Raw genomic sequence first — 12,694 nt, 5'->3', positions numbered from 1 at the left:
ATGACAGTGACTATGACGCCCGACCGATTCGAGGAACTGGTCGGCGAGGCACTAGATCTGATTCCGCCGGAACTTGCGAAGGCCATCGACAATGTCGTGGTGCTGGTCGAAGCACGTGACGAGGAAGAACCGGGGCTGCTCGGTTTGTACCAGGGCGTCGCTCTGACCGAGCGGGATTCTCATTACGGCGGGTACCTGCCGGACACGGTCACAATTTTCCGCGATTCGATCCTCGATATCTGTGCATCCGAGGACGAGGTAGTTCACGAGGTTGCAGTGACCGTCATCCACGAGATCGCGCATTACTTCGGCATCGAAGAAGACAGGTTGCACGAACTCGGCTGGGGCTGAGGACAAAGTCGTCCGATTTCGGGGGGAACCAAAAGCGGGCGGTATGCATCAAAGTATGTGCGGGGGGAATATCGACCGGCTGTGCGCACGGCCTCCCGACCACTTATCCGCCCTGGTCAGGAAGGAGTTCGGCACTATGCACGTCGACCCTCAAGCCCTAGTTGCCGCCGCACTGGAACTCGAGTCTGCGGCGACGCGATTGCGCGGAATCGTCTCTACTGCGCAGCCGACGCTACGCGTTCTCCCAGCCGGATCCGAGGAAGTGTCCGGTAGCGCGGCAAATTACTTCAACACCATCTCGGGCAGCCTTGCCTCGTCCACCGATCGGGCAATCGAGGAGCTCACCGCGGCTGCGGCAGCTCTGCGCAAGAATGCAGCTGCCTACGAGCTCGAAGACCAGCTCACCAAGTCCAGCCTGGCAGCCGCACCGATCTGATCGACAGAAATCGAACTCGGTAACTCGGCAACACAGTCACACTTCCTGGGGGGAAGAACAATGGTCGGCATCACCGGCGTCATCTGGTATCCACGGGGCGCAGCACCCAACTCCGCAGCACTGGTCGCCGGAGCCGGGCCGGTCCCTCTCGGCGTGGCGGCCGGAGCCTGGTCCACCGTGTCGTCCGGACTCACCGACACCGCTGCGTCCATCTCTCGCGTGATGGCGGATCTTCGCACCGGGTGGTCCGGAGAAGCAGCGGATGCCGCATTGAGCAAATTCGCACCGTTCCAGGAATGGGCTGCAGCGGCCGCGTTGCTCGCGGGAGAAACCGCAGGTAAGGCCCAAGTACAGTCCGGTTCCTACACCGTCGCCACCCTGGCCATGCCGTCGCTGGCGGAGATCGCGGCAGTTCAAGCGGCAAAGGTAGCCGCGTACTCCATCGGCGGTGCCCTGGTCGGCGGTGCCGCCGCCGCCGAGGCTGCCGAAGAAGCTCTCAAAATTCGAGCGGCGGTGACAATGGAAACGTACGACGCCGCAACGGCCCACCTGGCCGTGCAGCAGAACTTCGACTCACCACCGTCCATCGCGGAACCCACAGCTGGGGCATCCGCTTCGACCGAAAGCCCAGGCAGCGCCGCACGACAGTCCGTCGTGCAAGCGGCATCCACGCTCGCTGACGCAATCGCGGATCCCGTGCGCGCCGCCACCGCTGCTGTCGCATCCGTAGTTTCCAACCCGGTATTTGCCGCCGCTGCCTCACAGGCCGGTGCCATCTCCGGTGGAGTTGCCACCGCAGCCAGCGCCACCACCACCGCAGTCACAGGCGCCACCACTGCCGCATCAGCTCTCGCGACGGCAGGAGCAGGACTCACCGGACTGGGCGGCGCGGGACTCGGCGGCGCAAGACTCGGCGCTTCCACACCATCACTGTTCGGCACCCCGTGGGCAAGCCGGGCACCGGCACAGGTCAGCGCAGCATCCGCGACTACAGGAGCCGGAGCAATCGCGGGCTCGTCGTCGAGCAGCAACACCGGTCGGCACGCTCTTCCTGATCCCTCCACCGGCCAGAGCGCCACGCGCCAGAACCCCGTGACCTCGCCGGTTCAGGGCACCGCGCATACCGTCAAGGTGGATCCGGCCCGAACCGCAGGCGGATCTGCGCCGATCGCCGGCGGCCGTCATGCGGCCCAATCTGAAGACGAGACCGAGCACGACACACCCGATTACCTGAAGCACTTCGAGCACTTCGCCGACGGCCGAACAGTCATCCCGTCCGTGATCGGTGGCGCACTCGAAACTGCAGAGCATTGATGGTGGATCTCGGCACCTCACCTGAGGGGTGGAATTTACCTGTCGTCGCCCTGTCACAGGACGAAATCGACTATGTACGTGAGCGACTCGGACTCGATGCGCTTCCCGTGGTTCTCGGTGGCGCGACGGTTCACGGCAGTGCGAGCGCTCACCGTACGGCGATGCAGTCCGCGGCAGATTCACTCTCCGAGCGCGATCTCCTCCCCGGCGGGGAGATCCATCACGACCTCAGTGCCCGCCTGCGCGTCCTGACCCACCCCAAGTGGGAGTTGGCGCTGCGTCGGCATGTCGGTGGAGGGATTTCACGCCTCTGCGTCGCGCAGGGCGAGTTCCTTTGTGTCGAAGCAACTTCAACCGGTTCTTCGTTCGCATTGCGCAGCGTCACCGCCGAACCGACTGCACCCGTTGTCACCGCGCTCGGCAGCGCCGAAGCAATGCCGATTGCCGTGATCAACGCACCGACCGAGATGCTCAGCCTGGCATTCGGCGTCGGCCCGGATGCAGACAGCGTGAGCTCGGCCTTGATCAACGCCGGGATACCCGAAGACGACGCGCGCCAACTGGGTAGCGCAATCGTCACATGCACCGCCTTCGCCGAATTGGTCGGAATACCAAACAGTTTGGGAGCGACGACGCTCATGACCGGCGCAGTGACTGTGTACGACACCTTGTCGGGTCGGCTGGTCGGTTCGACCACTCGGGCCGCCGACGGCACCGAATGGACGTCCATCAGTTCCGGAACATCCCATCGCCTCCGACAAGCCGTGAACGCTCTGGTAACTGAACTCGAGGAATCGGCGCCGGAGACTTCCGGGTAACCTCGGGGCGTCCCTTCAACGCCCGGAGCCTTACTTCAGCATGCAGTTCTCGCGTCAACCGTCGTCACCGGGCGAACAAGGCTCGGTCGCCACGATCGACCGGCCGAACGATGAACGGGCAACAACACCGCACCGACAAGACCTGAACGGACTGCGTGGCCTCGCCATCGGTTTGGTGGTCGTGTTCCACGTGTGGTTCGGACGGGTATCGGGCGGGGTGGACGTCTTCCTGGTTCTGTCCGGATACTTCTTCGTCGGCTCACTGGTTCGACGCGCCGAAGCCGGGGGTTCACTCAACCCGGTCCCGGCACTGCGGCGGGTGTTTCTGCGGCTGTTCCCCCTGATCGCGGTGGTCAGCATTTTGACCGCACTGGGGACCGCGTTGCTGCTGCCACGCACACGCTGGGCCGATCTGGGCGATCAACTGATCGCGGTGCTCGGGTTCTTCCAGAACTGGCAGCTCGCCAGCACCGCAAGCGACTACCTGGCCGCCGACGGCTCGGTCACTCCCCTGCAGCACCTGTGGTCGATGGCCGTACAAGGTCAGTTCTATCTCCTGGCCATCGCACTGGTCTCCGTGATCGCTTATGTCGCTTCACGCGTGAATCCCAACTATTTCCGCCCGTCACTCGCGGTCACCCTTCTGGTTCTGACCGCAGGATCTTTTCTCTACGCACTCGCCAAATCTTCGCGTCACCAAGCCTGGGCGTACTACGACTCCGGCGCCCGGTTGTGGGAATTGGCCCTCGGTGGTCTGCTGGCCGTTCTGATGACCAGCACACGCAGTCGGCAGATCGCATCCCTGCCGTTCTCGGTCAGAGCAACGATCGGCTGGGCGGGGCTTTCGTCGATCCTGTTGTGCGGCATAGTGCTCGACGGCGCCCAGCAGTTCCCCGGCCCGTGGGCGCTGGTGCCGGTGCTGGCCACTCTTGCGCTGATCCTGTCCGGAGTCGGCGACGACACGCCTTGGACGTCGAAGACTCTTGCCCATCCGGCACTGACGTGGCTCGGCTCGTTCGCATTCGCGCTGTACCTGATTCACTGGCCGATTCTGGTGTTTGCACTCGTCATCACCGGACGCCCCGAAGCCGGCCTGCTCGGCGGGGCACTGATCATCGCCCTCTCCGTCGCGGGGGCGCTTGCACTCCGGCGCCTGATCGAGGTTCCGGTGGAACGTGGAGGCCGCTCGCGCCGGTACACCGTCCTGGCATGCGTCGTCACCGCTGCCGTGGTCCTCGCCGCTTCGGTCGCCTGGCAGTCGTACGCGAGCAGCCAGACGACGGGCCAGCGGGCAGTCGACACCCTCGACCTCCCGACCCATCCCGGCGCACTCGCGCTCACCGACGGTGCCGAAGTACCCAAGGCGTCGATGGTTCCCTCGATCTTCGATGCGCCACTGGACCTTCCGGCCAGTACGCTCGACGGCTGTATCGCCGATTTTCTCGAGCGGGACGTCGTCCACTGCACCTACGGCGACGCCGACGCAGACAGAACCATCGCGCTCGCGGGTGGTTCGCACTCCGAGCACTGGCTCACTGCGCTCGACGAACTCGGCAAGAGTCACGGGTTCCGCGTCGACACGTATCTGAAGATGGGCTGCCCGCTCACCATCGACTCCATGCAGACGTTGTCGGACAACGACTATCCGGATTGCGTCGACTGGTCGCGTGGAGTGCTGACCGAGTTGGCCGACGCCTCACCCGATTTCGTGTTCACGACGGCAACCAGGCCGAGCTCCGACGGCCCTGGCGACGTGACGCCCGAGTCTTACGTACACGTGTGGGAGGAACTGGGGCGCGACGGTATCGACGTGCTCGCCATCCGCGATACCCCGTGGTTGCACCACGACGGCGTCGCCTACCGCGCGATCGACTGTCTGGCGACAACCACGTCACCCGATCACTGCGCGATGCCACGGTCCGAAATGCTCAGCGACGTCAATCCGGCGCCGTCGGCGATCGGCGATCTGACCAACGTCCGTCTACTCGACCTTAGCGACGGCGTCTGCGGACCGGAGTTGTGCCGCGTCGTGGAGGGAAATGTGTTGGTGTATCACGATTCCCACCACCTGACAGCCAGCTACGTGAGCACGCTGTCCGCTGAACTCGGGCGCCAACTGAGCGTCCAGACCGGTTGGTGGTGAAGCCGGCCGTCAGCCCATCACGTCGTCGGCACCGGGGATGAGTCGGTGCTCGAACGGCGGGTTGACGGTTCCCCAGCGCAGGCACTCCCAACCGCCGTCGACCGAAGGCAACAGTTCGACGGTCTCGGTGTTGGCCAAGTGGTTGTTGGCTGCGAACAGACCGGGGACACCGGCAAGCTGGGCTGCGACAAGACGGATCGCCGCACCATGACTGACCACGACGATGTCGCCGCCGTCTCGTGAGCCTTCGAGAAATTCTTCGCGCAACGAATTGACGACGGGGACGTACCGCTCCAGGACGTCGTATCCCGTTTCACCACCGGGGATGCGAGCGCCGAGGTTGCCGGTGTGCCAGTGATGGAACGTCTCCATGAACAGTCGGTGCGCGGCCTCGTCGGTACGATCTTCGAGGTCACCGGCCTGCACCTCGTGCAATCCGTCCCGCACGTCCAGAGAGACACCGGCGGCCTGCTCCACGAAACCTGCTGTCTGCCGGGCACGCAAAGCCAACGACGATACGAGTGCCAGCGGCGGCGCCGAAGCCAGGCCGATGCCCAAAGTCTCGGCCTGTGCCAACCCTTCCGGCGTGAGCTTTGCTCCGGGTAGTGCGGTGTCGAGACGTTTGGCGACATTCGCCTCCGTCTGACCGTGCCGAACGAGGATGAGCCTTCCGGTCATCGTTCTCCCCCTCCATGCTTGAGTTCGTCGATCCACCGAATCGCTTCTTCGTCCGAAGGAGGTTGTGGCCCGGTCGAATTCGCTGTCGCCCACGACCCCAGGAAGCGGACTCCGGATTTACGATGCAGCGCACGCATCGCCTCGGCCACCAGCGAGTCCTCGACGTGTCCGACGCAGTCCACGAAGAACCGGTACGTGCCCAATTCCGTTCGCATCGGCCGTGATTCGATCCGAGTCAGATCGATACCGCGAGCGGCGAATTCGGAGAGTGCACGCACCAGGGAGCCGGGAGCGTTGTCGAGGTGAAGCACCAGCGCGGTGCGATCGGCACCGGTCCGCGCCGGAACCGGGGCCGGCTTGGTGACCAACACGAAACGTGTGCGGGCGCCGCCTACATCGGCGACGTTGTCCGCCAGGCTCTCGAGTCCGAGCATCTGACCGGCCAAAGCCGTGGACACACCGGCGTCGACGGTTCCGGCCTGCACATCCAGGGCCGCACCGGCGTTGGACGAGGCCAACACCACCTCGGCCTGGGGCAGGTTCTCGGCGATCCATCCGCGGACCTGCGCGCCCGCATGCGGGTACGCGCCGATCGTTCGGACCTGATCGGCGGTGGTCCCGGCCCGAACCAGGATGGAGAAACTCACGTCCAGATCGGTTTCGGCGACGATCTGCAGCGGCGAACCGAGAGCGAGTGAATCGAGCGTCGGAGCTACGCCGCCTTCCACCGAGTTCTCGAAGGGAACCACGGCTCCGTCCACGGAACCGTCGCGAACCATGTCGAGAGTCGCCGGCGGACTGCCGGCCGGTACTCGCTCGACGGTTTCGCCGAACGCGCCCTCAGCCTCCAACTGGGCGAGAGCTATCTCCGTGAAGGTTCCCGACGGACCGAAATACGCGATTCTTGGCACGCCTAAAAGATTACGCACCGACCCACGCCGGTCACTGCAAACCCGCGGCACGCAAAGCCGTTTCCACTGCAGGCAGATCCGCGACCTCGATCGTGAGCAGCACCTCACGCATGGCCGACGCGGCTTCGGGGATCAGCGCGGCAAGTTTTTCCGGCTTCGGATCGACCATCGCGGCGCGCACGTCGTCGCCGCGCAGTGCAGCGACGGTGCCACACAGCAGGGCGATCACCTCGTCGCCGTCGGCCGCGCGGGCTACGAAACCGACGGACTCGTGCGCGAGTACCGCCAGGAAATCAGCCACTTCGGTGGGCGTAAGACCGGCGGCGAGTCCGGGGATCCGGCCACCTTCGCACAGACGCAGCGCCGCTTCGGCGGGTGTCAGATCCTCTTCGCCGCCGTCGACATACACAGCGAGCGGAGCGGGCAGGCGCAGCGCGATCGCGTCGTCGATCTGGTCGGTGGTGACGTCGACGTCGAAACGGACGGCCTCGTACGACGCTTCCGTGTCCGCACGCAGTTCTTCCGGATCGATATCGAGGCGGACGACAACCCGGCCTGCTGCTTCGCCGCCGATCAGAGCCGACGCCGGAACAACCGGGAGAAAGAGTGCTTCGAGGAGTCCGCGCGAGTTTCTCGGGGCGGGCAGCCCGAGTGAGAGAGGAATGGCCACAGACAAACCGTAACCCCGGCGCAGGCGGCGGATTCCACGCGAGTTGCGCAAAAGTCTTGCGATTCACACCGAAGCACCTTAGGTTAGGGTTACCTCATCATCCGATGGAGTTCGAGAGAACACCCGCCAAGGGGGCAGCATGGCAACGAAGACCAGCACCGGCCCGTCCACCGCCGAACGCGTCCGCAGCGCCTGTGTGCGCGCACAAGACGCAGTTCTCGCCATCGAAGGCAGCGATCCCACCGTCACGTCGGTGCATCACCTGCGTTCGAACGGTGACGTCGTCGTTGCAGTCCCACATGCCTCCGCAGCTGCGGCCCTGGCCTGGAACTCCGGCGGCGGCGGCCTGCCTGCCGTCCTCGAGATCACCGATCACGCACCACTGCGTCTGCGTGAGCCCGTGCGCTCCCTCGTGTGGCTTCGCGGCTCGTTACACGCCGTGCCCGACTACGAGGCACGCGTTCTCGCCGACGACGTCGCATCCGAACATCCCCACCCGGGGCTCCTCGACATCGGTCACACCTCGGTCCTCCTTCGCTTGAGCCTGGCCTCGGCTGTAGTCGCTGATGCAACGGGGGCAGAACCCGTCGCCGTGGACGAACTGCTGAACGCCAGCCCCGATCCCTTCTGGGAAATGGAGACCGCATGGCTGCAGCATCTCGACGAAGACCACCGCGACCTCGTGGACCTGCTCGTGCGCAAGCTTCCCCCGTACATGCGCACCGGACGCGTTCGCCCACTCGGCATCGACCGCTACGGACTTCGCCTGCGGGTCGAGGATCACACCGGTGACCGCGACGTGTGGATGCCGTTCGCCAACCCCGTCGACGACGCTCCCGCGCTGAGCCGCGCCATCCGCATGCTGGTCGGGTGCCCTTTCCTCAACGGCCTCCGATCGGGCGGCGCATCAAACGGCTAGCGTTGCGCGGGTGAATGCCCGCGAAACCGTCCGCACCTGGTTACGGCCGCCGACTCCCGTCCCGGCCGGCCCGGCCCTCGATCCGGCCGCCAGACGCGGAGTCTGGATCGAGATCACCATCGTTCTGCTGGTCACGTTCGGACTCAGCGGATTGTCCGGGATCCTCTCGCTCGCCGAATCCCTGGCGACGCCGGTTGCGCTCTCGGATCAGACGGTTGCACTCAACCCGTCGCGGGCCGCCATCGACTGGATCGACCTGGCGCGCCAATTGCTGGGCGTCGCAAAGCTTCTCGCGTGGGCAGCGCTGGGACTCTATCTACTGTGGCGTTCGGGGATCGGTCCACGTGCTGCGGGACTGACCCCCAAGCCTCGATTCGGGCGCGACATCGCTCCGGGATTCGGCCTCGCCGCTGTGATCGGTCTCCCCGGTCTGCTGTTCTATCTCGTGGCTCAGGCACTGAGCATCAACCTCACCGTCCAGGCCAGCGCGCTCGACGATCACTGGTGGCGAGTGCCGATCCTCGTACTGTCCGCGATCGCGAACTCCGGTGCCGAAGAGGTGCTGGTCGTCGCCTACCTGATCACTCGCCTCCGAACGCTGGGTTGGAGCGAGAACAAATCACTGCTCGCCTCGTCACTCCTGCGCGGCAGTTACCACCTCTATCAGGGGTTCGGTGGCGGCGTCGGAAACGTGATCATGGGGCTCGTGTTCGGCCGGTACTGGCAGCGCACCGGGAAACTCTGGCCGCTGGTCATCGCCCACGCTCTCATCGACATGGTGGCGTTCATCGGTTACGCCCTCCTGCGCGATCACGTCTCCTGGCTGCCGTGACCGGTACCGTGAACTGGTGACCGGCGACTCCGAATATCCTCAGCGCCCTCCGCGGCGCCAGCCGCCAGGGCCACCTCCGCGTGGACCGATGCCTCCGAGGCAGAACCCTCCACGCCAGAATCCACCCCGTCAGGGCCCACCCCCGCAGCGGCGTCCACCGATGCCGCCGGAAGGGCCGACGGTCATTCGCCGCGACGGACGCCCGCAGCAGCAGAATCCGGCCAATCAGGCCTGGTCACAGGTCCCACCACAAGCGCCGCAGCAGCCCAGGCGTGAGGACTGGGCGCCGACCCAGCGCCCGCAACCGTTTCAGGACGACCCGCGCAGGCAGGGCCCGCCGCGTCAGGATCCGCAGCGCCAGGCGAAGTATGCGCCCGCACCGCCGCGCCGAACCCCGCCGAACGCCCCGCCGCGCCCTCCCGAACCTCCGAAGCAGCGACGCCCCCGCAAGCGTCGTAGCTGGGGTAAACGTATCGGCATCACGTTGTTGGTCTTGCTGCTCGCGCTGGCCGGCGCGATCTACTACGTCGACAGTTCGCTCAATCGAATCGACGCGCTGCCCGACTACGCGGGACGCGTCGCCGATACTCCGGGCACGAACTGGCTGATCGTCGGGTCCGACAGTCGTGAGGGGCTCACCCCAGAGCAGGAGCAAGCCCTTGCGACGGGCGGTGACACCGGCCCCAAGCGCACTGACACGGTCATCTTGGTCCACGTCCCCAAAAGTGGGAAGACGACCATGGTCAGCATCCCTCGCGATTCGTACGTTCCGATTCCCGGCTACGGGTCGGACAAGATCAACGCCGCCTTCGCCTTCGGTGGCGCTCCATTGCTGGTGCAGACCGTCGAAGAGGCAACGGGGCTTCGCATCGACCACTACGCCGAGATCGGATTCAGCGGGTTCGCCGGCATCGTCGACGCCGTCGGTGGCGTCAACGTGTGCCTGGCACAGCCGATCGACGATCCGCTGGCCGGGATCAACCTCCCCGCCGGATGCCAGGACTTGAAGGGTTCGGACGCACTCGGGTTCGTGCGAACTCGCGCGACGGCGCTCGCCGACCTCGACCGCATGAACAACCAGCGCCAGTTCATGTCGGCGTTGCTGTCGAAGGCGACGAGTCCGACCACGTTCCTCAATCCGTTCCGGTTGTGGCCACTCGTCTCCGATACCGCCAAATCTCTACAGGTCGACGAAGGCGATCACATCTGGAATCTGGCCTCACTCGCCTGGGCGCTTCGCGGCGGGATGACCACCACGACGGTTCCGGTCGCCGGTTTCGAGGACGTGGACGGTTCGGGCAACGTGTTGTTGTGGGACAAGGCGCGCGCTTCGCAGTTCTTCGACGCCCTGGCCAACGATCAGCAGATTCCACAGGATCTGATCACCACGGGGTAATCGCCCTGAGTTCCGGTAGTACCGCGGGAGGACAAGCCCGGCGAACAAATCGCTTTCCGGCAGGACGCGGAATCGGCAGCCGAAAATACCGTGAAGGTATGAACACAACACACCGCCGATTCCGCACTCTCGCCGTCGTTGCCGCCGCCGTCGGAGCTGCTGCACTCGTGACGTCCTGCTCCGGAACCTTCGAGAAGTTCGACGACTCCAAGGCGTACAAGAAAACCGAAACCTTCTCTTTTGCACAAGCATCCAACGGAATCGACACACTGCCGAGTTGGGTTCCCGCCGGCGCGACGGGTATCGACGAGGTCATCCGCACCACCGGCAACGAACGCATCCTGCGAATGACTGCGAACATCGCGGAGATAGATCACAACAGCTGCATCGCACGACCCACCGTCGAAACTCGTCCCGCATCGTTGTCCGCACAGTGGTGGCCGACGGGGGTCGAGAAGGGCAGTTCTTTTCAGTGCGGCGATTGGTACGTCGGCGAAAAGGACTCGTTCGTCTACGGGTACCGACCGGAAACTGTGGGCTTCGTCATCGATCAGCTCGACAAGAAGTAGCTCCCTCTCAGCGGCGACGACCCAGTAACCTGTTGGGATGACACAGGCGAAGAACTCGAGCGAATTCACCACTCTGCTGCGTCAGCAGATCCGTAACGAGTTCACTGCATCGCAGCAGTACATCGCGGTAGCGGTGTACTTCGATGCACACGATCTTCCGCAGATGGCCGCGCGCTTCTACAGCCAGGCCACCGAGGAACGCGGTCACGCGATGATGATGATCCAGTACCTGCTCGACAACGACCTCGACGTGGACGTTCCGGGCATCGACGACGTCGTGACGAAGTTCGACAGTGTCCGGGCTCCGGTCGAGTTGGCACTCGAGCAGGAGAAGAAGGTCACGGAGCAGATCACGCAGCTGGCACGCACCGCGCGCGATACCGGCGACTACCTGGGCGAGCAGTTCATGCAGTGGTTCCTCAAGGAGCAGGTCGAGGAAGTGGCAAGCATGACAACACTTCTCACCATCGTCGACCGCGCCGGCGACAACCTGTTCCACCTCGAAACGTTTGTCGCACGCGAGATGAACACCCCGGCCGCTGCCGATGCAATGGCGCCGACGCCCGCCGGCGGCGGCGTCTGAGGGCCACCGGCCTACCGAGTCTCAGGCCGCTCGGCGGCGTTCAGTGATCTGAGGAAATTGTTGTACGCCTCAAGATCACTGTCGCCGTCGATCTCGGCGCGGCGGTCCAGGTCGGCATTCATCCGTTTGTCGTCGCGGTTCCAGCGCATCGCGAAGATCACGACCACCACCAGCGCGACGGGCTCTCCGTACGACCACGCGAGGGCGCCCGCCAGCTGCTGATCCTGCATCACGTCCACGCCCCACTCGGGAGGCGGATCCACGAACGTGGTCAGCAGCGGCTTTGTCGCCATCATGAGTACGACGCCGATGAACACGTGCAGCGGCATCTCCACGAACAGGTCGAAACACCGGCCGAGGTAGCTCTGTCGCACCGGCAGTGGGCCGGTGGCGAGCACCGGCATGAAGAATAGCAGACCGCTGGCGAGAAAGAAGATCTCGAGAAAGACGTGTCCAGCCGGTAACGCCGAGACGGTGTCGAAGATCGGCGACAGGTAGATCCCGTAGTAGCTGAACAGAAATACCGGGATCGTGAACCCGGGGTGCAGCATCCACCGCGCCGGCGGGCTGCGCAATGCCGAGAGGGCAAGCGCGAGAATGCCTTTTCCTATTCCTCGGTGCGGCGTCGAACGTAGTAGCAGCAGTCCCGGCGAGCCCAGTACCCAGAGCGGCGGGATCGCCATCGAGAGCGTCAGGTGTTGGAACATCCAGACGCTGAAGAGTTCGTAGCCGTAGCTCTCGACCTTCAGTCCGGTCACCGCGATCAGCAGCAGGCACCCACCGAGGAAACACGCTGTCCGATGCCACGGCCACGGTCGCCCACTCGCGCGAACTCGCTGAGCGCCAGTCCAATACCAGAGTGCAAGAACAACTCCCAGGGCAGGAAGAAGCGGGAGGGATGAGGTATCCCACTCCAGCATCTGCCCGATCGACGGCGGCGGCGTGTCATTCACGAACGCTTCACCGGCGGGTCCTCCTTCGTCTCCATGCGGGTACCGTCGACTCTACACCTAACTACTATGTTGGATAGTATTTAGGAATTCGACGGAAGGTACAGGTGCACAGCAGTGTCCA

At 64.6% G+C, this 12,694-nt stretch carries 14 protein-coding genes; 10 read left to right on the top strand and 4 right to left on the bottom strand.

What is annotated here, in order from left to right; genetic code table 11:
* The 5 genes from A0W34_RS01075 to A0W34_RS01055 all read left to right on the top strand — a co-directional run bounded on the left by A0W34_RS01075 (position 1) and on the right by A0W34_RS01055 (position 5,062).
* A complete protein-coding gene (locus A0W34_RS01075; RefSeq protein WP_007736028.1) occupies positions 1-351 on the top strand; it encodes a metallopeptidase family protein in 351 nt (116 codons plus the stop codon).
* A 136-nt stretch (positions 352-487) separates the two neighbouring features.
* The gene (locus A0W34_RS01070; RefSeq protein WP_063315263.1) at positions 488-787 is read left to right on the top strand and encodes a PE domain-containing protein; all 300 of its coding nucleotides are present in this window, start codon (positions 488-490) and stop codon (positions 785-787) included.
* Between the two features lie 60 nt (positions 788-847).
* Positions 848-2,101 carry a PPE domain-containing protein gene (locus A0W34_RS01065; protein ID WP_063315264.1) on the top strand — a complete coding sequence of 418 codons (1,254 nt, stop codon included), beginning with the start codon at positions 848-850 and terminating at the stop codon, positions 2,099-2,101.
* Positions 2,101-2,919 carry an ESX secretion-associated protein EspG gene (locus tag A0W34_RS01060; protein WP_081557199.1) on the top strand — a complete coding sequence of 273 codons (819 nt, stop codon included), beginning with the start codon at positions 2,101-2,103 and terminating at the stop codon, positions 2,917-2,919. Before A0W34_RS01065 ends, A0W34_RS01060 begins: the two co-directional genes overlap by 1 nt.
* Positions 2,920-2,959: 40 nt before the next feature.
* Positions 2,960-5,062 (top strand): acyltransferase family protein, encoded by a 2,103-nt coding sequence (locus tag A0W34_RS01055; protein WP_063315266.1) that lies wholly within the window; start codon positions 2,960-2,962, stop codon positions 5,060-5,062.
* Between the two features lie 9 nt (positions 5,063-5,071).
* Here the strand turns inward: A0W34_RS01055 and A0W34_RS01050 are convergent, their stop codons facing one another.
* Genes A0W34_RS01050 through A0W34_RS01040 form a run of 3 tightly spaced genes read right to left on the bottom strand, consistent with a single transcriptional unit; the run spans position 5,072 to position 7,321 of the window.
* A complete protein-coding gene (locus tag A0W34_RS01050) occupies positions 5,072-5,740 on the bottom strand; it encodes a histidine phosphatase family protein (RefSeq protein WP_007736019.1) in 669 nt (222 codons plus the stop codon).
* Complete coding sequence (gene pheA / locus A0W34_RS01045; protein WP_007736017.1) at positions 5,737-6,651, bottom strand: prephenate dehydratase; 915 nt, start codon at positions 6,649-6,651, stop codon at positions 5,737-5,739. Before pheA ends, A0W34_RS01050 begins: the two co-directional genes overlap by 4 nt.
* A gap of 31 nt (positions 6,652-6,682) precedes the next feature.
* Positions 6,683-7,321 (bottom strand): hypothetical protein, encoded by a 639-nt coding sequence (locus A0W34_RS01040; protein WP_003945395.1) that lies wholly within the window; start codon positions 7,319-7,321, stop codon positions 6,683-6,685.
* Between the two features lie 139 nt (positions 7,322-7,460).
* On the opposite strand from A0W34_RS01040, the gene A0W34_RS01035 reads away from it, so the two are divergent.
* The 5 genes from A0W34_RS01035 to A0W34_RS01010 all read left to right on the top strand — a co-directional run bounded on the left by A0W34_RS01035 (position 7,461) and on the right by A0W34_RS01010 (position 11,620).
* On the top strand, positions 7,461-8,240 hold the full coding sequence (locus A0W34_RS01035; RefSeq protein WP_058227345.1) for a DUF2470 domain-containing protein: 780 nt from the start codon (positions 7,461-7,463) through the stop codon (positions 8,238-8,240).
* A gap of 10 nt (positions 8,241-8,250) precedes the next feature.
* A complete protein-coding gene (locus A0W34_RS01030) occupies positions 8,251-9,072 on the top strand; it encodes a CPBP family intramembrane glutamic endopeptidase (RefSeq protein WP_003945405.1) in 822 nt (273 codons plus the stop codon).
* Positions 9,073-9,232: 160 nt separating this feature from the next.
* Positions 9,233-10,468 (top strand): LCP family protein, encoded by a 1,236-nt coding sequence (locus tag A0W34_RS01020; RefSeq protein WP_007736010.1) that lies wholly within the window; start codon positions 9,233-9,235, stop codon positions 10,466-10,468.
* A gap of 98 nt (positions 10,469-10,566) precedes the next feature.
* Positions 10,567-11,037, top strand: a complete 471-nt coding sequence (locus A0W34_RS01015; RefSeq protein WP_042453189.1) for a hypothetical protein — start codon at positions 10,567-10,569, stop codon at positions 11,035-11,037.
* A 37-nt stretch (positions 11,038-11,074) separates the two neighbouring features.
* Positions 11,075-11,620, top strand: coding sequence for a ferritin (locus A0W34_RS01010; RefSeq protein ID WP_050657084.1), 546 nt, complete (start codon positions 11,075-11,077; stop codon positions 11,618-11,620).
* 11 nt (positions 11,621-11,631) lie between these two features.
* Here A0W34_RS01010 and A0W34_RS01005 read toward each other — a convergent pair whose 3' ends face one another.
* Positions 11,632-12,573: a cytochrome c oxidase assembly protein gene (locus A0W34_RS01005; RefSeq protein WP_063315267.1), complete on the bottom strand. Its 942-nt coding sequence runs from the start codon at positions 12,571-12,573 to the stop codon at positions 11,632-11,634.
* Between the last annotated feature and the right edge of the window lie 121 nt (positions 12,574-12,694).

Origin of the sequence: Rhodococcus sp. BH4 (assembly GCF_002079265.1) — a bacterium.
In the GTDB taxonomy this organism is placed as follows: Bacteria; Actinomycetota; Actinomycetes; order Mycobacteriales; family Mycobacteriaceae; genus Rhodococcus_F; species Rhodococcus_F qingshengii.
The sequence above is the reverse complement of the archived record's forward strand: the minus strand, read 5'-3'. Positions and strand labels throughout refer to the sequence as shown.

What these genes read in the sequence shown, in the direction of transcription:
- A0W34_RS01015 (WP_042453189.1), top strand. Translation starts at nt 10,567, where the DNA reads ATGAACACAACACACCGCCGATTCCGCACTCTCGCCGTCGTTGCCGCC.
- A0W34_RS01050 (WP_007736019.1), bottom strand. Translation starts at nt 5,740, where the DNA reads ATGACCGGAAGGCTCATCCTCGTTCGGCACGGTCAGACGGAGGCGAAT.
- A0W34_RS01020 (WP_007736010.1), top strand. Translation starts at nt 9,233, where the DNA reads ATGCCGCCGGAAGGGCCGACGGTCATTCGCCGCGACGGACGCCCGCAG.
- A0W34_RS01060 (WP_081557199.1), top strand. Translation starts at nt 2,101, where the DNA reads ATGGTGGATCTCGGCACCTCACCTGAGGGGTGGAATTTACCTGTCGTC.
- A0W34_RS01075 (WP_007736028.1), top strand. Translation starts at nt 1, where the DNA reads ATGACAGTGACTATGACGCCCGACCGATTCGAGGAACTGGTCGGCGAG.
- A0W34_RS01035 (WP_058227345.1), top strand. Translation starts at nt 7,461, where the DNA reads ATGGCAACGAAGACCAGCACCGGCCCGTCCACCGCCGAACGCGTCCGC.
- A0W34_RS01065 (WP_063315264.1), top strand. Translation starts at nt 848, where the DNA reads ATGGTCGGCATCACCGGCGTCATCTGGTATCCACGGGGCGCAGCACCC.
- A0W34_RS01010 (WP_050657084.1), top strand. Translation starts at nt 11,075, where the DNA reads ATGACACAGGCGAAGAACTCGAGCGAATTCACCACTCTGCTGCGTCAG.
- A0W34_RS01070 (WP_063315263.1), top strand. Translation starts at nt 488, where the DNA reads ATGCACGTCGACCCTCAAGCCCTAGTTGCCGCCGCACTGGAACTCGAG.
- A0W34_RS01055 (WP_063315266.1), top strand. Translation starts at nt 2,960, where the DNA reads ATGCAGTTCTCGCGTCAACCGTCGTCACCGGGCGAACAAGGCTCGGTC.